General features: G+C 56.7%; 23 protein-coding genes. All 23 read right to left on the bottom strand.

All coding sequences use genetic code 11. From position 1 onward, the window contains the following. Positions 1-11 precede the first annotated feature (11 nt). The 23 genes from HRQ60_RS12960 to HRQ60_RS12850 all read right to left on the bottom strand — a co-directional run bounded on the left by HRQ60_RS12960 (position 12) and on the right by HRQ60_RS12850 (position 20,717). Positions 12-635 (bottom strand): zf-HC2 domain-containing protein, encoded by a 624-nt coding sequence (locus HRQ60_RS12960; RefSeq protein ID WP_172196248.1) that lies wholly within the window; start codon positions 633-635, stop codon positions 12-14. After that, on the bottom strand, positions 625-1,230 hold the full coding sequence (locus tag HRQ60_RS12955; RefSeq protein ID WP_172196247.1) for an RNA polymerase sigma factor: 606 nt from the start codon (positions 1,228-1,230) through the stop codon (positions 625-627). The genes HRQ60_RS12960 and HRQ60_RS12955 overlap by 11 nt, the downstream gene beginning before the upstream one ends. Positions 1,231-1,515: 285 nt before the next feature. Further along, on the bottom strand, positions 1,516-2,139 hold the full coding sequence (locus HRQ60_RS12950; protein ID WP_216671576.1) for an immunity protein Imm33 domain-containing protein: 624 nt from the start codon (positions 2,137-2,139) through the stop codon (positions 1,516-1,518). Between the two features lie 46 nt (positions 2,140-2,185). Beyond that, on the bottom strand, positions 2,186-2,911 hold the full coding sequence (locus HRQ60_RS12945; protein WP_172196246.1) for a DUF4274 domain-containing protein: 726 nt from the start codon (positions 2,909-2,911) through the stop codon (positions 2,186-2,188). A 167-nt stretch (positions 2,912-3,078) separates the two neighbouring features. Then, the gene (locus HRQ60_RS12940; protein ID WP_172196245.1) at positions 3,079-3,426 is read right to left on the bottom strand and encodes a hypothetical protein; all 348 of its coding nucleotides are present in this window, start codon (positions 3,424-3,426) and stop codon (positions 3,079-3,081) included. Between the two features lie 466 nt (positions 3,427-3,892). Next, entirely contained in the window at positions 3,893-4,984 is a 1,092-nt protein-coding gene (locus HRQ60_RS12935) for a prephenate dehydrogenase (protein ID WP_172196244.1), read from the bottom strand. 121 nt (positions 4,985-5,105) lie between these two features. Then, on the bottom strand, positions 5,106-6,203 hold the full coding sequence (hisC, locus tag HRQ60_RS12930) for a histidinol-phosphate transaminase (protein WP_172196243.1): 1,098 nt from the start codon (positions 6,201-6,203) through the stop codon (positions 5,106-5,108). 163 nt (positions 6,204-6,366) lie between these two features. Beyond that, positions 6,367-7,287 carry a tryptophan synthase subunit alpha gene (trpA, locus tag HRQ60_RS12925; protein ID WP_246281304.1) on the bottom strand — a complete coding sequence of 307 codons (921 nt, stop codon included), beginning with the start codon at positions 7,285-7,287 and terminating at the stop codon, positions 6,367-6,369. Next, complete coding sequence (gene trpB, locus HRQ60_RS12920) at positions 7,284-8,486, bottom strand: tryptophan synthase subunit beta (protein ID WP_172196296.1); 1,203 nt, start codon at positions 8,484-8,486, stop codon at positions 7,284-7,286. The genes trpA and trpB overlap by 4 nt, the downstream gene beginning before the upstream one ends. Next, positions 8,486-9,208, bottom strand: coding sequence for a phosphoribosylanthranilate isomerase (locus HRQ60_RS12915; RefSeq protein WP_172196242.1), 723 nt, complete (start codon positions 9,206-9,208; stop codon positions 8,486-8,488). The genes trpB and HRQ60_RS12915 overlap by 1 nt, the downstream gene beginning before the upstream one ends. After that, the gene (trpC, locus tag HRQ60_RS12910) at positions 9,205-10,071 is read right to left on the bottom strand and encodes an indole-3-glycerol phosphate synthase TrpC (RefSeq protein WP_172196241.1); all 867 of its coding nucleotides are present in this window, start codon (positions 10,069-10,071) and stop codon (positions 9,205-9,207) included. The genes HRQ60_RS12915 and trpC overlap by 4 nt, the downstream gene beginning before the upstream one ends. Further along, a complete protein-coding gene (gene trpD, locus HRQ60_RS12905) occupies positions 10,061-11,146 on the bottom strand; it encodes an anthranilate phosphoribosyltransferase (RefSeq protein WP_172196240.1) in 1,086 nt (361 codons plus the stop codon). Before trpD ends, trpC begins: the two co-directional genes overlap by 11 nt. Positions 11,147-11,621: 475 nt before the next feature. After that, positions 11,622-11,993: a chorismate mutase gene (gene aroH, locus HRQ60_RS12900; RefSeq protein ID WP_172196295.1), complete on the bottom strand. Its 372-nt coding sequence runs from the start codon at positions 11,991-11,993 to the stop codon at positions 11,622-11,624. Between the two features lie 21 nt (positions 11,994-12,014). Then, the gene (aroB, locus tag HRQ60_RS12895; RefSeq protein ID WP_172196239.1) at positions 12,015-13,112 is read right to left on the bottom strand and encodes a 3-dehydroquinate synthase; all 1,098 of its coding nucleotides are present in this window, start codon (positions 13,110-13,112) and stop codon (positions 12,015-12,017) included. Between the two features lies 1 nt (position 13,113). After that, positions 13,114-14,283 (bottom strand): chorismate synthase, encoded by a 1,170-nt coding sequence (gene aroC / locus HRQ60_RS12890; protein ID WP_172196238.1) that lies wholly within the window; start codon positions 14,281-14,283, stop codon positions 13,114-13,116. 203 nt (positions 14,284-14,486) lie between these two features. Beyond that, positions 14,487-15,314 carry a CheR family methyltransferase gene (locus HRQ60_RS12885; protein WP_216671575.1) on the bottom strand — a complete coding sequence of 276 codons (828 nt, stop codon included), beginning with the start codon at positions 15,312-15,314 and terminating at the stop codon, positions 14,487-14,489. Further along, positions 15,305-15,748, bottom strand: coding sequence for a nucleoside-diphosphate kinase (gene ndk, locus HRQ60_RS12880; protein WP_172196237.1), 444 nt, complete (start codon positions 15,746-15,748; stop codon positions 15,305-15,307). The genes HRQ60_RS12885 and ndk overlap by 10 nt, the downstream gene beginning before the upstream one ends. A 154-nt stretch (positions 15,749-15,902) precedes the next feature. Beyond that, positions 15,903-16,877, bottom strand: a complete 975-nt coding sequence (locus tag HRQ60_RS12875; RefSeq protein ID WP_172196236.1) for a polyprenyl synthetase family protein — start codon at positions 16,875-16,877, stop codon at positions 15,903-15,905. Next, positions 16,874-17,749, bottom strand: coding sequence for a menaquinone biosynthetic enzyme MqnA/MqnD family protein (locus HRQ60_RS12870; protein ID WP_172196235.1), 876 nt, complete (start codon positions 17,747-17,749; stop codon positions 16,874-16,876). The genes HRQ60_RS12875 and HRQ60_RS12870 overlap by 4 nt, the downstream gene beginning before the upstream one ends. Continuing rightward, complete coding sequence (locus tag HRQ60_RS12865) at positions 17,731-18,348, bottom strand: UbiX family flavin prenyltransferase (protein ID WP_172196234.1); 618 nt, start codon at positions 18,346-18,348, stop codon at positions 17,731-17,733. Before HRQ60_RS12865 ends, HRQ60_RS12870 begins: the two co-directional genes overlap by 19 nt. Then, positions 18,342-19,214: a UbiA-like polyprenyltransferase gene (locus HRQ60_RS12860; protein ID WP_172196233.1), complete on the bottom strand. Its 873-nt coding sequence runs from the start codon at positions 19,212-19,214 to the stop codon at positions 18,342-18,344. Before HRQ60_RS12860 ends, HRQ60_RS12865 begins: the two co-directional genes overlap by 7 nt. Position 19,215: 1 nt before the next feature. Beyond that, positions 19,216-19,932, bottom strand: coding sequence for a demethylmenaquinone methyltransferase (locus HRQ60_RS12855; protein WP_172196232.1), 717 nt, complete (start codon positions 19,930-19,932; stop codon positions 19,216-19,218). Further along, positions 19,932-20,717 carry a heptaprenyl diphosphate synthase component 1 gene (locus HRQ60_RS12850; RefSeq protein WP_172196231.1) on the bottom strand — a complete coding sequence of 262 codons (786 nt, stop codon included), beginning with the start codon at positions 20,715-20,717 and terminating at the stop codon, positions 19,932-19,934. The genes HRQ60_RS12855 and HRQ60_RS12850 overlap by 1 nt, the downstream gene beginning before the upstream one ends. Between the last annotated feature and the right edge of the window lie 29 nt (positions 20,718-20,746).

Raw genomic sequence — 20,746 nt, 5'->3', positions numbered from 1 at the left:
CTTTTAAGCAGTTATCTGCGCATTCTTGCGATCCGGGTCAACGACAGCAGGGCAAGTCCCATGCCGGTTAACGACAAGAACATCCAATACTGCGGATGGGTCGGGCCGATCTGCGCAACCAACGGTTCGACGATCCCACGGTCCGCGGCCGGTTGGGTATCCGGCGGCGTCTCGACGACGCCGGAATCGACGGTCAGCGGCTGAACGATTACGCCGGCCGGCACATTGCGCGTCGCGCTCTGCTCCTTGTCCGGAATTCCCCAGCCGGCCAAATAAACGAAACTGACAAGGAAAACGGCGAGCAGGGCGGCGATCCAGACCGCAGCACGGCTGCGAAACCGGTGCTGCGAAGCATAGGTCTTCGATTCGCCGGGCAGCAGCCAAGGAGATTCTTCGTAAATCCGGTCCATGACGCTGCGGTTCATCCGTTCCGCATCCATTTCCGGCAGTTCCGTTCCCGCCTGCTGCATCAGTTCTTCGAGATCGGGGAAATCGTCGAAGTCGAAGGTTTCATCCGTCCGGTCTTCCGGAGGCAACCCGTTGTTTTTCAAATCTTCCGGAAGATCGGTCGGACGCCGGGCATTCGGATTCCAGCGCGAACCGCTCCGGTGTCCACCTTCTTCTCTACCCTTCATTCGGTCTCATCCCCTTGTACATCTCTTCTTCGTAGACCGGGCCGCAATAATAGGGTTCCAATTGGGTTTTGATACTCAGACGCGCCCGGAACAGCAGAGATTTCACCGAGCTGATACTTTGTCCGAGGATACGTGCGATCTCCTGATAGTCCATCTGATCATATTCGCGCAGAATAAGCGCCGCACGCTGTTTCTCCGGCAGATTGTCGATTGCCGTACGCACCATGCCCACCTGTTCGCTGCGCAGCAGAGCCTGCTCGGGCGCCGCGTCCGTCGACGAATCCGTAATCAGTTCCCCGTCTTCAAGGGGCACGCTCATCGCGCGGTTTCGGCGAAGTTCGCTCAGTGCGGTATTTCTTGCAATGGTATACAGCCAAGTCGAGAAAGAAGCTTCCACTTCCCGGAAAGACTGCAGACTTTTGAACGCTTTATAAAAAGTTTCGGAACTCACGTCTTCGGCAAGATGCCCGAGGCCCGCGCCCTTTAACATATAGTACGTAAATGCCAGGATTTTGCGCTGATAGCGCCGCATGAGAACAGAGTAAAGTTCGACATTCCCCGCTTTAATTTCCCGAATCAACTGGGAATCTTCCATCGAAAACGCGCCCTCCCTCGATTGCCGCAAAAAAATTCTACAGCTCATTTTATCACATCGCCCGTATTTTGCCAAAATTGCGGGCAGTCCACTCCTAGACGAACAAGAAGGCGATAAAGTTGCAGTAGGGACCGAATTTTTTCTTTTCTTTTTATATGTACCCGATTTCGCCGGAATTCCCGCAGTTCCGAAGGGAGCCGGGCAGCCCAAAAAACCGCTGCGATCCGCCGCGGTATGTTGGCTGTCCTTCATGGGAATAGACTTGGCACTTTTACGGCTGCGGCTTCAGTTTTCGGTCGGCCAGACTTTCCGGTCGTCGCCGTCGAGCAGCGCTTCCAAATGCTCGCCGTCCAAGACCGCGACGTATCCTTTGGGCAGCGCCAGCACTTTTAGAGCACCGGGACGCCGGTTGAAGAGCTGATAGATGTAATACCGTCTCAATTCGCTCTGCTCGACCGGTTCGCTTTCCGCAGGTCCCAGATACCAACCGGAGATTCCGCCTTCCCGGTTCTCGGTACGCTCCAAATAGATGCGTTCGGCTTCCAGCCCGCGTTCCGAAGCAATCAGGGTATCCTGAAACAAGGCGGTCTCCCCTTCGGCTCCCGCAAGCTTCAGCACCTGGTTTTGCGCCAGCTGCACCGACAGGGTCGCCGACAGATCGTCGGTCGTCCGCGCAAACGGATCGGACGCGTAATCCGGAGCCAGAATGTGCACGTTCGATTCATCCTGCTGATGCACGAACAAGATGCTCCAGCCGATCTGGATCTTCATGCCGGGTTCGAGAAAACCGGCTTTTTCCTCCGTATCCCGAAACAGATCCAACAAAAACTTGCCTTGTACTTCCAGTGCATCTTCGCATTGAAGCGAAAATGTGCGCGATCCGATCTTCTGACTTAGGGTAACTAGCATGATCCCGCCCCTTTCGGCATGTTTTGAATAGGCTTGAAACGGCTGCTCAACGCTCCATTTCCGGCATGGACGCTTCCAGCCGTGCGCGCAGCCGTTCGGCCAGCTTGCGGAAAAGAGCTTTTTGTTCATGGTCCGCATACTCTTCCGGACGCAGGTCCAGCCAGTAATCGCCGTCGGCCAGGTCGTACATATCAAGCAGCGTAATTTCGGCGCAGGCCGGATTCTCCATTACCGCAATCATAGGCTCCGGACCGTCGTCCCAGTTGTAATGGTTGACGAAAGCATGCAGGAGCACGGGAGAATCGAGCCGGCGGATCGCCTGCAGCAGACGGCCTGCGTCTTCTTCCGCCACAAGTTCGTCCAGCACCGGCTGTTCTTCCGGAGTCAGCGTCAGTCTTACCGCTCCCCGGGTATCCATCAAAAGATCGGCCAGAGCCCGGTCTCCGCGCATAGCCGCCGCATTCCAGGGCGTCGCCCGGATTCCGCGCGGCGAATCGATGCGGGCGCCGTACTTCAGGAGCAGCTTGACTGCACCGGACTGATGAAATTTGATGGCTTTCAGCAGCGCCGTTTCGCCAAGCTTGTCTTCGATTTCGAGTTCCGCTCCGCGTTCCAACAAAATCTCTACCGCATCCGGCGGCAGCTTGTACGTCATGAACAGCATCAACGGCGTCCGGCCGCGTTCGTCTTTCTCGTTCACGTCCAGCTCGCCGGCTGCGGTACGCACGGCGTGTACATTTTTGGTTCTGGCTATTTCCGCCCAATTCGTCATTTTACGGCTCCTTTACAGTTTGCTTCTCGGTAAGTGCTTATCCTACAGTATCCTACGGTCATGCGTTCAGTTCAAGTCAAAATCGCCTCTATCCGGTTTGGGCACAAAAAAACGGGAGTTCCGTATTGCTCGGAAACTCCCGCTCTTCATCCGTAAGGGACGGTTCGTCAAGTCCATTTCGACAGTTCCATATACATTTCCAGCCGGTCGACCAACTGCAGACGTTCTCGGAAATAGACGCTGTCGACCAGATACCCTTCCAGCACGCTGCTGCCTTTTTCATCGAATTTAAGCAGATAACGCTGCAGCAGAAATCGCCCCAGAGGATCGCCTTCCGGCTCCCAGCGCACATAAATTTCATGTCCCAGGTTGCGGTGTATGGCACTGAACAAAATAGGTCCGTAAAACCAGTCGATCGTGTCGGGGGACGGTTCCAACTCATACAGCATGTTGACGTCGGTTTTCCATCCTCCCGGTATTCGCAGCGGCTGCAGCCTCGGCTTCGCTTCCGCCATGTCTTTCTCCTCCTCGCGCAAACTCGCGATCCGGATCGGAGCCGTGAATTCCGAACGCAAGCCGCAGCAGCGTTTTCCGTTCCAATCTCCGTGTATCCGCCGAAAAGCCGTCATTTTATACTTGCCTGCTTTCTTTTACCCATCGCAAAGACATCCCGAACGGCTAAACGGCAAATTTCACGACAAAAAAAGGACAGTTGTCCAAAAAGACCGTTCTGTCCATCCAGAAAAAGAAATGACTGTTTATAAGCACAAAAAAAGGCCGCTCACAGTGAGCGGCCCGTGTACTACTCGAGTACACTTAGAGTATAGGAGTGGAGAGAAACCATACTGTACGTTTATTATATGTATACGCTTCCAAAATGTCAAAGCTTTCTTTTCCTTTTTTGTTTGCCTGTTTATGAGTCTAAAAAAAGATCCACCGGCATATGTCGGCGGATCTTCAAACTGAAGCGGATACGCTGGACTAGGAAGCGTAAACGTCAAACTCGAGACTGCTCAGGACTTCCCTCGCACGCTCCATCTGCACTTCGTCGCGGAAAGACAACCTCATCAGTCCCGGCACGTCTTCGCGGCTCTCGATGATTTGCAGATTGCTCAAGTTGACGTCGCGCGAACCGAGTTCGGTGGTGATGCGTCCGATAATCCCCGGATGGTCGGGAACGTCGAGATAAAGATCGTACGTTTTGGCAATCGCGCCTTTGCGCCGTTCCGGCAGTTCGTCGCGGAAATCGCCGGCTTCGCGGAAACGGGCCGAAATGCCTTCCCCGTCTTCCCGCTCCAACTGATCGATAAAGCCTTCCACCTGCACATTCCAGTCGCGTAGAAGCTTTAAAAGGTTGAAGCGGTTGTTCAGCAAAATGTCCCGCCAGACGACAGGGTCACTGGATGCGATTCGGGTGATGTCGCGGAAACCGCCTGCCGCCAGCGTGCGATACAGCGGATTGCTGTCATGGTAACCGCTGATCTGGTTGACGAGCGCCACGGCGATAATATGCGGCAGATGGCTGATCGCGCCGACAATTTCGTCATGCTGCCCAGGTTCCATACAGATGACTTTTGCACGGGTGTAAGCCAGCAGTTCGGACAGCGATTGTATAGGCTCCGGATCGGTGTCCGGTTCGGGCGTCAACACGTAATAGGCATTCTCGAACAGCAGCGAAGTTGCCGCCTGCACGCCCGAACGTTCCGAGCCGGCCATCGGATGACCGCCGATAAAGCACGCCTCTTTCCACTCCAGCTCTCTCGCTTTGGCGGCGATCGAAGCTTTGGTACTGCCCACATCGGTGACGATGCAGCCTTTTTTGAGCGGAAGGGCATGAATTTGTTCCAGATAGGTCTCCAGCAGCCCGACAGGCGTGGAGATAAAAATAAAGTCGGCGTCTTGCACCGCTTCTTCCAGCGACAAGGTGGCGGAGTCGACGACCCCGAGTTCCACGCTCAGATCGGCCAGGTCCTGCCGGTGGGAATAGCCGACGAGCTGGACATCCGGCTTCCCGCGGAAGCACAAAGCCAACGAGCCGCCGATCAGTCCGACGCCGATCACGGCAATTTTCATATCAAGTCAGCCTCGCTTCGTAGGATTCATTGCAGACAGCGTTCGGGTGAGTGTGCGGACGAAGTCCGATGGGCTGCCGCAAAAAGCGTGCCGCCCCTCGAAACTTGAACCGGTCCGCTTCCTATACGGCCGCTGTCTGTTCGTTAAGAGCTTCTTCGAACGTCCGGATGAAGATCTCGTTCTCCCGGGGAGAACCGACCGTCACGCGCAGATACGTCGGATACAGCCTGAATCCCGAACGGGCGATTACGCCTTTGCGCAGCATCCGCTGGAACAGATCCGCGGCGGACTGCTTCGTATCGACCATGATGAAATTGCCGTTGGCCGGGAAATACGACAGTCCCAGACGCTCGAATTCGCCCTGCAGGAACGCGAGGCCTTCGGCATTTTTGGTCCGGCACGATTCCACGAACTCCTGGTCTGCAAGCGCCGCTTTGGCGGCAGCCTGGGCAATACGCGTCGTATTGAACGGCTCGCGCACCTGATTGATGGAGCGGATAACGGAAGCCTGGCCTACGCCGTAACCGATGCGCAGTGCGGCAAGTCCGTAAATTTTCGAGAAGGTACGCAGAACGACCACATTGCTGTAGTCGGCCAGCAGTTTCGTGCCGTCCGGGTATTCGCTGTCGGTCACGTATTCGAAATAAGCCTCGTCGAGCACGACCATGACGGAAGAAGGAACCCGATCCAGGAAACTTTTCAGTTCGCTTTCGCTGACGATCGTACCGGTCGGATTGTTCGGATTGCAGATCCAGACGATTTTGGTCCGATCGGTTACGGCTGCAAGCATCGCTTCGAGATCGTGTTTGCCGGCCTGCAGCGAAACTTCGATACTTGTCGCTTTTTCGATATCGGCATTGCTTTTATATACGGAGAAAGTGGCATCCGCCATGATGTTCTCGTCGCCTTCCGACAGGAAAGCGCGGGTGATCAAAGCGATGATTTCGTCCGAACCGCAGCCGAAAATAATCTGGTCCGGATTAACGGACAGATGCTCGGCCAAAGCGGCCGTCAATTCGACTGCTCCGCCGTCCGGATACAGATTGAACTTGGTCAATTCTTCTTCGATCGCGGCTTTGACGCGAGGGGAAAATCCATACGGATTTTCGTTCGAAGCCAGTTTCACGACTTCGCTGAGACCGTATTCTTTTTGGACTTCTTCGATCGGTTTGCCTGGCTGATAGACCGGAAGATCGACAATATGGGCTTTGGGCTGCATGGATGATTTCCCTACTTTCCTGATTTGGCGTGTTGCAGTGCAACAGTGTCGGGCTGCAGCATCGCTCAAAAAGTTAATGACTGCCCCCAAACAGGCCGCATCGGCAGGGCTAAGCGGGTTAACCGCCGCGCCCTGCCGACTGCGCCTGCTCCGGGATCCGTCTTTATACCTTTAATTCTGCCACAAATTTGCGAATTTGCAAGAGCGCATCTTCTCGTTTGTCGGCATTCATCAGGTCGGGGATCAATGTTTCGATCGTACGCACGATCGCGCTGCCCACTACCACGCCGTCGCAAAGTTCGGAAAACCGCTGCACCTGCTCACGCCCCGAGATGCCGAAACCGACGGCGACAGGCAGATCGGTACGGGATTTTACATCGCGGATAAAAGCATCGACTCCGTCGTGGAACGAAGCCCGCTCGCCGGTTACGCCAAGCGAAGATACGCAGTAGACGAAGCCCCGGCCGTTTCGCAGAATTTTCTCGATCCGCTCGCTCGAAGTCGGAGCCACCAGCGGAATCAAGGCAATATTCACCCGGTCGGCACGCTGCAGCATATCTTCCGATTCTTCATACGGCAGATCGGGAATGATCAATCCGCTGATCCCGTTCCGGGAAGCTTCTTCGAAAAAGAGGTCCAGTCCCGTCTGCAGGATCGGATTGTAGTAGGTAAAAAGGACAAAAGGCATCTTCACGCCCCGCTCTCTCGCACGGCGAGCGACATCCAGACAGGTGCGTACCGTGATGAGCTGCTCAAGAGCCCGGGCGGAAGCCCGCTGGATGACCGGTCCGTCCGCAAGCGGATCGGAATACGGCACGCCGAGTTCCAGGACATCGGCGCCGGCTTGTTCCAACTGCTCGATAATATCGAGTGTCGTATCGAGATCGGGATCGCCGACCGTCAGAAAAGGAATCAGCGCCGTGCCTCCTGTTTCGCCGAGCTTGCGGAACGTTTCTTCGATCAGATTGGGCCGCTTGCCCGCGGCAGCCGGCGAATCGCCGCCCTGAGGCGTTCCCGCAGACAGCCCGCCTTCGGCAGCGGGACTCATCAAGAGGCGTTGGGTCATCGAAAAGTTCGGCTTCATTGCGCGTCTCCTCCTTCCTTTTCGTAAGCCATGATCGACTCGACATCTTTGTCGCCGCGTCCCGACAGGCAGATGACCAGAATACGGTCCGCCCCCATCTCCGGTGCGATCTTGGCGGCATGCGCGACGGCATGCGCCGATTCCAGCGCCGGAATGATGCCTTCCGTGCGGCAGAGCAGCTTGAGCGCCGTAATGGCTTCTTCGTCCGTGATCGGGACATACTTGGCCCGGCCGACATCTTTGAGATAGGAATGCTCGGGTCCCACGCCCGGATAATCCAGACCGGCCGAAATCGAATGCGCCGGCTGTACCTGTCCGTACTCGTCCTGCAGCAGATAGCTCATCGAGCCCTGGAACACGCCTTTGGTGCCGAGGCTCATGGTGGCGGCGTGCAGAGGCGTATCAATGCCTTTGCCGGCCGCTTCAACGCCGATAAAGTCGACATCCGCGTCGCCGACAAACGGATAAAACATCCCGATCGCATTGCTACCGCCGCCGACCGCCGCGACGATCGTGTCCGGCAGACGTCCTTCGGTCTCAAGGATTTGACGACGGGTCTCGTCGCCGATCACGCGCTGGAAGTTGCGTACGATCAGCGGATACGGATGGGGGCCTACGGCTGAACCCAGAATATAGAACGTATCCTGAACATGGCTGACCCAGTAGCGCAGCGCTTCGTTGCCCGCGTCCTTGAGCGTCTTCGTGCCCGATACGACAGGAACGACTTCCGCGCCGAGCAGGCGCATACGGAATACGTTAAGCTGCTGACGGTGCATGTCTTCTTCGCCCATGAACACTTTGCATTCCAGACCGAGCAGCGCCGCTACCGTTGCGGTCGCCACCCCGTGCTGGCCGGCACCCGTTTCGGCGATGACTTTCTTTTTGCCCATCCGTACGGCGAGCAGTCCTTGTCCAAGCGCATTGTTGATCTTGTGGGCGCCCGTATGATTGAGGTCTTCGCGCTTGAGATACACTTTGGCTCCGCCGAAATGTTCCGTCAGGCGTTTGGCGTAGTACAGCGGCGTCTCCCGACCCGAATACTGCTTGAGCAGATCGTTCAATTCCGCGTTAAAATCGGCGTCCGCCGAAAACTTCAAGTAAGATTCTTCAAGTTCGATCAGCGCGTTCATCAGCGTCTCGGGAACGAAACGTCCCCCGAATTCGCCGTAGCGTCCTTTTGCGTCCGGTACCTGTCCGATCATGATAAAACCGCCCTTTCTACGAATAAAGTCATTTTTTGTATATCTTTATGCCCGTCGGTCTCGACGCCGCTTGAGACGTCGATGCCGTCCGGCGCGTAATTTTGTACTAATTCGCCCGCATTGCCCTCGGTCAAACCGCCGGCTACGAATAATTTTATTCCGCAGGCTTTGGCCGCCTGCTGATACAGAGGAATGATCTCCCAGTTGAACGTGCGTCCCGAGCCGCCTCCGTACAGCGGATCGTGTGTATCGATCAGCAGCACGTCGACCGTACCTCGATACGCTTCGCACGTTCTCTCCGCCCGCACCGCATGGCCCTCTTCGGCATCTTCGCCGCCGATCGAGATCGATTTGAATACTTCCACGCCAAATTGTTCGCGGACTTCCCGGCAAAAATCCGGGCTTTCCTGTCCGTGCAGCTGCACCACATCCAACCGAGCGGCCGTCAGTGTCCGCTTCAATTCGTCCAGCGACGGATTCACGAACACGCCCGCCACCTTGGGACGCTCTCTGTCTGTCGAAGAGGTCTTCGGCGCCTTGTTCAGCTCGCCGATCAGAACGGCCGCCTCGGCAGGATCAATCCGGCGCCGGCTCGGAGCAAACACAAGACCGATATAATCGACGCCCAGTTCCGCGGCTTTCCGCACAGCTTCCGGCGTACGGATCCCGCATATTTTGATGAAGGGTGCTTTATTGGCCCGTTCTTCGCGCTCCTTCATCTCGAAGCTCCGGAATCGGCGGCTTCCGCGTTCGGTTGAACGCCGCTTTCTGCCGCCGGACGTTCGGACGCCCCACGAACCGCTCCCATCACTTCCGCTACCGCTTCGCCAATATCCGGGCGGCGCATAAAGGTCTCTCCGATCAATACGCCGCCCGCTCCGCTTGAACCGACATACTGGACGTCTTCGGCCGTACGGATCGCACTCTCGCTGATCAGCAGCGCCTGCTTCGGCATACGGGGGGCAAGATCCGCGGTAACGGACAGGCGGGTCTCGAACGTATGCAGATTCCGGTTGTTCACCCCGATCAATCCGCGGTCGGTCACCTGAAGAACCGTGTCAAGTTCCTCTTCGTTATGCACTTCAATCAGCGTATCGAGGCCTAACGCTTCGGCCAACGCTTTCAGTTCCCGCAGACGGTTGACCGTCAGAATCGCCGCGATCAGCAGCACTGCATCGGCCCCGATCAAACGCGCTTCATAAATTTGCAGCTCGTCGATCACAAAGTCTTTGCGCAGCAGAGGCAGCTCGACCGATGCGCGAATCTGCGTCAGATAGTCGGCACTGCCCTGGAAATAGTCGTTGTCCGTCAATACGGACAGGCAGTCCGCTCCGGCCGCTTCGTAAGCTTTCGCAAGCTCCACGGGATGGAAGTCTTCCCGGATCAGCCCTTTGGACGGCGAAGCCTTTTTCACTTCGGCGATCAGCGCCATTCCCGGACGCTTGGGGCTGCGCAGCGCCGCTTCAAAGCCGCGTGTGGACGGCATTCCGGCAATCCGCCGCTCCGCTTCCGCCTTATTCAGCGTTTCCTTCAGCAGCTGGACTTCCCGGCGTTTCGTTTCGACGATTCGATCAAGATACATATCCGCATTCCTCCGTTATCCGTATAAGCTGTTCGAGTTTGTTGAGAGCGAGACCCGAGTCCACGATCTGCGCCGCCATCCGTACGCCTTCCGCCAGATCGGCAGCCGATCCGGCCGTATAGATACAGGCTCCCGCGTTCGCAAGCACGATGTCACGGCGGGCACCGCGTTCGCCGGAGAGCACGCCGCGTATAATCCGCGCGTTGTCCGCCGCATCTCCGCCGAGAATGTCTTCAAGCGGATAGCGGGAAAGTCCAAGTTCTTCGGGCGTAATGTCATAAGTGCGAACGACTCCGTCCGTAAGTTCCGACACACGGGTCGGACCGGAAACGCTGATCTCGTCGAGACCGTCGAGACCCGCGACGACCATCGCGCGCCGTGTTCCCAGATTGCCGAGTACGGAGGCAATCTGCGCGGTGCGGTCGGCATCGTAGAGGCCGAGGAGCTGGCGATCCGCGCCGGCCGGATTGGTCAGTGGGCCCAGCAGGTTGAATACCGTGCGAACGCCCAGCTCCCGGCGCGGCCCGGCCGCATGTTTCATGGAAGGATGATAGGTCTGGGCAAACAGGAAACAGATACCGATCCGGTCGAGACATTCGGCAGCTTGACTGCCGCTCAGCCCGATATTGACGCCAAGCGCTTCCAGCACATCGGCACTTCCCGCCCGGCCGCTGGCCGAGCGGTTGCCGTGTTTGGCTACGCGGACGGAAGCGGAAGCGGCAATCAGAGCGGAAGCGGTCGAGATATTGAACTTGTGGATGCCCGATCCGCCTGTACCGCACGTATCGAGCAGATCTTCGCGGGAAGTGCCGACCGTACCGGAGAAGCTGCGCATCGCTTCGGCAAATCCGGTGATCTCCTCGGTCGTCTCGCCTTTCATCCGCAGCGCCAGCAGCAGGCCGCCGATCTGCGCCGGGGTGGCCTTACCGGTCATGATACTTTCCATAGCGGTTCTGGCCTGCTCCCGGGTCAGCGAAGCTCCTTCGGAAACCAGCGCAAGCGCTTCTTTGGCGCCGATAAGCGGTTGAATCGGATAAACGTTATCTGTCGGTTCGGATGAATGCGAAGTATACATGGATATCTCTCCTTCGAGGTCGAATAGGTTCGAGCGCCTCGAGACCGTCCTTCGGGAAACCGTCTTCCGCTGCGGGTGCCACCGGCCCGACGCCGGAAGCGTCAGAGAATGATCCGGTGCGGCGGAGATGATACAAAAAGACCTCCGCTTCGCAGCAGAGGTCTTCGGCTTCGAAAATCTTCACCCGTATGCGGGATAGAAAATTCCGTGCTCCGATGGATTGCATTCGTCGATGTATGGTAAAAAACCCGTAGCCGTTTGACCGCGAATCGTTCCATACGTAAACTCTGCTCAGCCTGACTCTGCTCTGTCTGGCGGCCTGCGCCGCCTTGGCCCCTGCGGGCCTCACGATTCTCCGCCCCCGCCCGGTAACACTCCTGTTCCCGGCGCGGCAGCGCGAATCCTTAACTTTGTTCCCTACTATACCCGATCGCGAAGCCGATAGCAAGCGCCTCCGCTTTCTTTGCCGATCACGTTACTTGCGGCCGACAAGATCCGGTCGAAGTACCGTTGCTCCGCGCTGATAGACATGTCCGATCTCCCGCTGGGACTTTTCCGTATTAATCTGAATCATCAAACGGATACAGCGCGGCAGACTGCCTTCGACCGGAATTTCCAGCGCGCACATCAGCGGAACGAAATCCCAACCCGGCTGACGGCGCACAGCGACCGCCGGAAAAGCGGCATTCAGATCGCCGGTGACCGTAATCCAGATATTGCTGACCATTTCCGGATCGATTCCATTACAGCGGATCATCTCCGCGACCAATTCTTCCGTAGCCGCGTAAATTTCTTCTTGGTCGTTGCGTTCGACCGTTGTCGCTCCGCGAATACCCCGGTTGTAAATGACGATGGTTCCCACTCCTTTTCAGGCTTTTAGGCGTTCTATAACGCTTCGCACCGCTTCCGCTTTTACATCGCCTGCGATTTCGACGCGGCCGACCTCCAGAGGCACGACAAAGATCATCTGGCCTTCCCTGAACTTCTTGTCGCGCTGCATGGCAGCCATCAGTGCGTCGGTATCCATATCGACCGGCAGCGTCACGGGAAGTTCCAGCGCTTGCAGCATCGCTGTCGTCTCCGCGTACAGCCCCGCCCCGCCGCGTTCTTCGCCAAGCCTTGCCGCAGCGGCCATACCGACGGAGATCGCTTCGCCGTGCAGAAATTGTCCGTAGCCCGCGACGGCCTCAATCGCGTGACCGAGCGTATGCCCCAGATTCAAGATCGCACGCAGATCGTTCTCCCGCTCGTCGCGCGAGACGATCTGGGCTTTGATGGCGCAGCCTTTTTCCAGACCGTAAGCCAGCGCTTCGGAATCGAGAGCCAACAGACGCTTCGCATGTTCTTGGCACCAGTAAGCGAAATCCCGGTCCCAGATCAGCCCGTGCTTGACCATCTCCGACAATCCCGCACGCACTTCGCGCGGCGGCAGGGTCTTGAGCGTCTCCACGTCATACAGCACAAGTTCCGGCTGATGAAATACGCCGATCATATTCTTGGCAAGCGGATGGTTGACCGCCACTTTGCCGCCTACGCTGCTGTCGTGCGCGAGAATGGTCGTCGGCACCTGCACGAAACGAATCCCGCGCATATAGGTTCCGGCTACGAACCCGGCGAGATCGCCGACTACGCCGCCGCCAAGCGCCAGTATCGCCGAAGAACGGTCCAACCCTTCTTCAATCGCCCGCGTAATAAGCTGATCGTATACGGCAAGCGACTTGGACGATTCGCCGGCCGGAACAACGGCGCTCGCGACGCGGTATCCGCCCGCTGTCAAAACGTCGACCAGCTGGTCCAGATATAACGGAGCCACATGATCGTCGGTCACGATCAGCAGCGGACTTTTGCTCGGCACCCCGACCTGTTTCAGATACTCGGCCGCTTGACCCAGCAGTCCTTCGCCGATCACGATCGGATACGAGCGCTCGCCCAGCTCGACCGTCAGCGTCTTTGGCGTCCCCGCCATCTTAGTAGTTCTCCAGCTGACGCTTGTAATTTTCGTAATTCGCTTTGATTTCCTCCATGGAATCGCCGCCGAATTTTTCGAGGAACGCTTTGGCGACTTCCCAGGCGACGACGCTCTCCATCACGACGCTCGCTGCCGGAACGGCGCAGGCGTCTGAACGCTCCACCTGGGCATTGAACGCTTCCTTGGTGTCGATATCGACACTGCGCAGCGGCTTGTAGAGCGTCGGGATCGGCTTCATGACACCTCGCACGACGATTGGCATTCCGTTCGTGATCCCGCCTTCGAAACCGCCCAGACGATTGGAAGCCCGTGTATAACCGGCTTCTTCCGTGTACAGAATCTCGTCGTGCACCTGCGAACCCCGCAGTTCACCCGCTTCGAAGCCGATGCCGATTTCGACGCCTTTGAAGGCATTGATCGACATGACGGCCTGGGCGATCCGCGCGTCGAGCTTGCGATCATACTGCACGTAACTGCCGAGACCGACCGGAAGGCCTTCGACGATACATTCGACTACGCCGCCGACCGAATCGCCTTCTTTTTTGATCAGATCGATGTAGGCTTCCATCTTCTTCTCGGTTTCTTCGTCGGCGACACGTACGGAAGAAGCTTCCGTGCGGGCGACCAGTTCATCGAGCGGCAGATTGTTGGCCGGAGCGACGATCTCGCCGATTCGCAGCACTTGTCCGCCGATACGGATACCAAACACTTCAAGCAGCTGGCGAGCCAGCGCGCCGACGGCGACGCGGACAGCCGTCTCGCGGGCACTCGAACGTTCCAGGACGTTGCGCAGATCTTTGAGGTCGTATTTGAGGCCGCCGTTAAGATCGGCGTGGCCCGGACGCGGACGGTGCACGCGGCGCTTCTCTTCGTCCGTGCCTTCCATCGGCTCGACGTTCATGATCTTGGTCCAGTGCTTCCAGTCGTTGTTGGCGACGACCAGAGCAATCGGCGCTCCCGTCGTTTGTCCGTGGCGAACGCCGCCTACGATATCCGCTTGATCCTGCTCGATCTGCATACGGCGGCCTCGGCCGTATCCTTTTTGTCTGCGCAGCAGTTGAAAGTTCAAAGCCTCGAAATCGATCCGCAGATTGCTCGGCATTCCTTCAACGATCGCGGTCAGCTGCGGTCCATGGGTCTCCCCGGCGGTCAAGTAACGTAAACTCATAACGCGTTCCCCCTTTAAACTTTTAAACTGTAAACGGCTAAAATCCGTAAATGTCTTCGCCCATTATACCATCTGTCCGCAGCTTGTCCAAGAGCCTTTACATTTTGCGTAAGATCGGCGTTTTCTGTACAAAAAAAGCCGCCGTTTCCGCCCCAAGGCGGAATACGACGACTTTTTTGGCTCTTTTCCGATCCGGAGCCCCTTTAGATTTTCTTGTAGAAAAACGTGTCGCAAGGCTCGAGTCCGTACTGGGCCGGCGAGAAGATCTGTTCCGTACTGCCTACGAACAGCACGCCGCCTTTGCGCAGGCTGGACGCGAATTTGTGATAAAGGGTCGACTTGGCTTCTTCCGTGAAATAAATCATGACGTTGCGGCAGACGATCAGATCGTAGCCGTCGTCAAACTTATCGGTCAGCAGATTCAGCTTCTGGAAATTGACGGCCCGCTTAAGCTTGTCGTCGACTTTGTACATCAAACCGTCGGCTTTGAAATACTTTTCCGCGACTTTCGAAGGCACATCCTTGAGCGAGCGCTCCAGGTACTGTCCTTGTTTCGCTTTGGCAAGCGCGCCTTCGTCCAGATCCGCAGCAACCAGCTTGGAATCGCCCAGAATGCCGTGTCCGTCGAGAATCATCGCCAGCGTATAAGGCTCTTCGCCTGTCGAACACGCCGCGCTCCATACTTTCAGTCCTTTTTTGCCGCCTGTGCGCAGTTCCGGAATAATCATATCGCGCAGCACTTCCCAGCGGTTCGGGTTGCGCCAGAATTCCGATACGTTGATCGTCATCCGGTCGAGGAATTCGAAGAACAGGGTTTTGTCCTTTTTCATCGCTTCAAAAAATTGGGCAAACGTGTCATAGCCGTGCTTGCTGCGCAGCGTAGTCAAACGGCGTTTCATCTGTGCTTCCTTATATTGGGACAAGTCGATTCCTGTGCTCGCATTTACGTTTTTAATAAACCCGCTGTAGTCCGGGTCGCTTCCCGGGGCAGATACTTCTTCGCGCCCCGCGCCGCTTCTGATCAGATCCATCGCGCCACCGCCTTGTCATAATCATGCTGTTCCGCTTCAGTGAAAAAGTTGGCGATTTCCCGTTTGGCGCTTTCCGTTCCGTCCGATCCGTGAATCAGGTTAAACGGCGTGTGTGCCGCAAAATCCCCTCGAATCGTCCCGGGCAGCGCTTCCGTGACTTTGGTCTTGCCCATCAGGATCCGGGACAGCGCGATGACATCGTCGCCTTCCCATACCATTGCGAATACCGGACCGGACGTAATGAATTCCACCAGATCTCCGAAAAACGGTTTGCCTTCGTGCTCGGCATAATGACGCTTGGCTTGTTCTTCCGAGATCTGCATGAATTTCCCCGCAACCAGCTTGAATCCTTTGTCTTCGAATCGGCTGACGATCCGTCCGACCAGTCCACGTTGTACTCCATCGGGCTTAACCATCATAAAAGTGCGTTCCATCGCAATCTCCCACTTTCGGCATATGATTTATTATCGGCTGAGACGCTTGCTTTTTATAGAGTTAAACGAGTTAATGCAATAATCCTGCATGATTTTGCGAAAAAAGGGAGCTTCCTTGGAATCTCCCCTCTTTGCCGCAGTATTTGCCCGGCGTTCAATAGGTTCGTCTGGACACAAAATTCGCGATATCGCGCAGATGGCGGCGTGCCCGGATATCGGGCAGACGGCCCAGCGCGTCCAGCGCTTTTTGCGTATACCGGTCGGCCAGTTCTTCCGCGCGCGCGATTCCTCCGCTGCTGCGGATCATTGTTACGGCGGCGGTCACGTCCGTATGGCCGTTTGCCGTGTGGATACGGCCGATTTCCTCCAGCAGCGGAGCGCGCAGCTGTTCTTCCTGCAGCGCGTACAGCACCGGAATCGTGATATTGCCTTGGCGGATATCGCTGCCCGGCGGTTTGCCGATCTGCTTCTCCGTTCCGCACAGATCCAGCAGATCGTCGCGAATCTGGAACGCCATCCCTACATTGTACCCGTAGTTGTACAGTTCGCGCGCTTCTTTCTCCGAAGCTCCGGCGGCCAGTGCGCCGAGCTGGCAGCTGACGGCGATCAACAGCGCCGTTTTGCGGCGGATGCGCAGCAGATAACGGCGAATACTTTGGTTTGAATTGAAAAAGTCGCGGATTTGCTCCATCTCGCCGATCGACATTTCAACCATCGCTTTGGCCAATATCCGGTGAATCCGCGGATCTTCCAGCCCTGCGACCATTTCCAGCGCCTTGGCATAAATGTAATCACCCGTGTACATGGCGATCCGGTTATCCCATTTGGCTTTGACGGTCAGCTGGCCCCGCCGCGTCTGCGCGTTGTCAATCACATCGTCATGGACCAGCGACGCCATATGAATCAGTTCCAGCGGCACGGCAATAAGCTGCAGCCGTTCGAGCTCGTACGTGCCGAATTTGCCGCCCAGCAGTACAAAAGCCGGACGCAGGCGTTTGCCGCCGGCTTTCAGCAGATGCATCGCCGCTTCGCCCAGTGCTTCACTTTCGACTTCAATGCAGGCATAGAGCGAACGTTCGACGGCGTCCATATCTTTTTTTAACGTTCCGAAGATCTCCATTCGTTTCATTCGTTCACCCATATCCGCGTTTTGTCGGTCCAAATTTGAATTTGCGCTTCCTGCGGCAGAAGCCCCATCTCCCGGGCATGGCGGAAGTAAAGATCCAGTCCGTCCAAGCGCTCCGGAGTCAAGTCGTAACGAAGATTCTCAAAGTACCCCTGCCAGTAGCGAAGATCGCCGCCCAGCTCGGCCTGCGCTTTTGCCGCAACCGGCGTCAGATCTTTGAGACTTCTGTTCTTGCTTGCGGCCAAAGCCGCGGCCAGTTCGCCGATCCGGTCCGGGTAACGGTCCGCCGCCTGCTTCGAAACTGCCCAGACCGCAAAGGTCATACTGAGACCCGTCCAGCTTTTCCATTCCGCGCCGAGGTCGGTCACCGTATACTCCGTATTCGCCCAGTCGGCCCGGATAGCATGATCGCCGATCAACAGCGCCGCATCCGCATGTTCCAGCATCTCTTCGAGATGGGGTTCGCAGGTGACGTACTCGGGTTTTGCGCCGTATGCTTTTTCCGCAATAATCTTCAGCAGATTAACGGAAGTCGCCGACGTATTGGTCAATGCGATCCGGCCCTGAACCGCTTCGGCAAACGGTTTTTTGGAAAAGCAGAGAATCGACCGGACCGGTCCGTCCGCGCTCACCGACAAATCCGGGAGCAGCAGGAAACGGTCCGCCGCCATCGCGTAAGCAAACGAGGAAACCGGACTCATATCCAGCTCTCCTTCCAGCAGCAGACGATTCAAGGCAGCCGGCAGTTCCGTCCGGCTCTCAGCCGGAAAACCGAGCGCGGAAGGATCGAAGTAGTGATAGACCGGCCAAACGTTGGTGTAGAGGATGCGTCCCAGACGCAGCGTATCGCTCTCCTTCACGTTTCCTCCCCCCATCTTTTAAACAAGTTATGTCCGATTCCAACACTGTCCAGCACTTTGCCGACCAGAAAGTCCACGACTTCTTCCAGCGTCCGGGGACGATGGTAAAAGGCGGGCATGGCCGGAACCATTTTGACGCCCAAGCGGGACAGTTTCAGCATATTCTCCAAATGGATCGCATGCAGCGGCGTTTCTCTGGGTACAAGCACAAGCGGGCGATCTTCCTTGATCATCACGTCGGCCGCGCGCGTCATCAGATTGTCCGACGTTCCGTGCGCAATCGAAGAGAGGGTTCCCATCGAACACGGGGCGACGATCATTCCCTCGGCCCGAAAAGAACCGCTGGCGATCGACGCCCCGATATCCGCTACCGGATGATAGATCAATCGGCCCGGACGACCGCCCAAACGGCGCTCCAACTCTTCTTCGCGTTTGGACGCGTCGAAATCCATTTCTTCCTTTAAGACGCGCCAGCCGGCATTCGAAACGACCAGATGCACCGAAAAACCGTTATCCAGCAGTTCTTCCGCCAATCGGATGCCGTACACGCTGCCGCTGGCCCCGGTGATGCCGAGTACCCAGTGCCTGCCGGCGCCTGCGAGTTCGTTTACCAAAATTTCACCACCAAATCGATCAGAGTGAACACGAAAACGATACTGCTAAGCCAGCTGTTCATCGTGAAAAAAGCGGTCTGTACACGGCTGAGGTCATTCGGTTTCACAATGCGGTGCTGATAGAACAGAATCGAGCAGGCGATCACGACGCCCGCCACGTACCACCAGCCGAGCGGAGAGATCACGGCCAGAAGAATGAGCCCCGCGGCTGTTACCGCGTGGAATCCCTGCGCAATCTTTAATGCTTTTTCCAGACCGAAACGACTCGGAATAGAGTAGATGCCTTCGCGGCGGTCGAAGTCGATATCGTCGCAGGCATAGATCACATCGAAGCCGGCTGTCCAAAAAGCGATCGCGATATAAAAGACAAGCGACGACCAGCTGAAGCTATCGGTTACCGCCGCCCATCCGCCCAGCGGGGCAAGTGCGATCGTGGCGCCCAGCACCAGATGGCAGAGCCATGTGAAGCGCTTCGTATACGAGTAAGCGACGATCAGCACGAGAGCGACCGGGAACAATGTCAAAGCGAAACGGGACAATTCGAACGTCGCCCACAGGAACAAGCCCAGGAATACGACAACGAAAATAATCACTTCGCTCGTCTTCAACAGTCCGGCCGGAATCGCGCGCTTTTCCGTACGCGGATTCTTGGCATCGATATAACGGTCGATCAGGCGGTTCAGCCCCATCGCCGCGCTTCTGGCTCCGATCATCGCCAGCAGAATCCAGCCCGCCTGTGCCCAGGAAGGCAGATGTCCGTTAATGACCACGGAGCCAAGCAGCATCCCCATAAACGCAAAAGGGAGTGCAAACAAAGTATGTTCAATCTTAATCATTTCCAAAAAAACACGGATTTTCCCGAACATTCTATTTCTCCTTAATTCCGATATGCAGCGCGGCTACTCCGCCGGTCAGCGGATAATCTTCCACCTGCTGCAGGCCAACCTCGCGGAAAATGTTCGCCAGTTCTTTGCGGCCGGGAAACGGCTTCAACGACTCGGGCAGCCATTTGTACTGCTCGTAGCTTTTGGCGAACACTTTTCCGAATAACGGAAGTACCCGATCGAAGTAAAAATAATACATGCCTTTGAACGGCTGTGCAGTAGGTTTGGATACTTCCAGACAGACCACCATGCCTCCGGGCTTGACGACACGCTGCATTTCCTTCAGCACCTGCACCAGATCCGGCACATTTCGCAGACCGAAGCCGATCGTTGCGTAATCGAACGAATTGTCGGCGAAAGGCAGCTGCATCGCATTGCCCTGGATCAGCGAGATTTGACTGCCGTGGGGCATGCGGGCCAATTTGGTACGTCCTACATCAAGCATGGCAGCGCTGAAGTCCAGCCCGGTAATCGCCCCGCTTTTGCTTGTCTCGGCCAGGCTGATGGTCCAGTCGCAGGTACCGCAGCACAAGTCGATCGCGCTTTGGCCTTCCGACATGGCCATTTTGCGCATGGCGAATTTACGCCAGGACTTGTGGCGGTTGAAGCTGATAATATTGTTCATCCGATCGTATTTCGGCGCAATTTGCTGAAAAACGTCATGGACGAACTCTTCTTTGGGTTTCGGCGAATCCGCCATTATCCGTTCACCTCGCCTTTTATTTCGGCCGCATTACGAAACCGTGCGGCAAGAGGAAGCAGCGCTTCGCGGTTCACTTCGCCCGGCAGCGCTTTGATTTCCGAGTCCAAACGTTCCGTGAACTCCAGCAGCAGGACAGCCAGCGTCTCGCGAGACTCCCTTGTGCCCTGGACTTCGACGTCTCTTCGGAACGTCGATCCTGCGCTGCCCGGTTCGGCTGCCGCAAGTTCGTCTACCACTGCTTCGCACAGACCGACGATAGGCAGAAGGGTCTGCCAATACGGCAGCAGAGGACCGTCAAGCAGCACATCGAAGCCCTCAAACAGGCGTGCCTTGATCGCGGCCGCCTCGTCCAGATATTCGCGAAGTTCCGGTGCCTGCCCGCTTTGAATACGCAGGTAAAGCTCCATTTTGCTGCGATTGACGTCTGCAATAGCCCGGCTCAATTCGGCGATCATGCCGATTTCTCCGGCAGCGGCCAGCAGTTGGTAAAAGCGGCTGCTGTAGTAATCGCCCGCCAGCACTTTGAGCTGCCGCGAGCGCATCGCTTCTTCTTCTTCGCTGTCGTCTCCCGGCTCGACACGGTCGTGAATATCGAGTCCGTTCTGAAGCAGCGCGGTTACGGTGCCGTAGACTTCGCTTTTTGCGGCCAAGTCGGAAGCTTCGAGGAAAGTATGCAGCAGGCGAAGCCGCGCATCCGGCAGCGCCGGAACGTCCGTATGCTTCCGGATCATGTCATACCCGGTGTATTTTTCGGTTTTTTCCGGTACGCAGTAGGGTTTCATCTCATAGCCTCCGACTTTTTACAACGTTC

It is taken from the genome of Saccharibacillus qingshengii, assembly GCF_013185195.1.
GTDB classification, from domain to species: domain Bacteria; phylum Bacillota; class Bacilli; order Paenibacillales; family Paenibacillaceae; genus Saccharibacillus; species Saccharibacillus qingshengii.
Note: the sequence above shows the minus strand (reverse complement) of the source record. Positions and strands in the feature narration are given on the sequence as shown.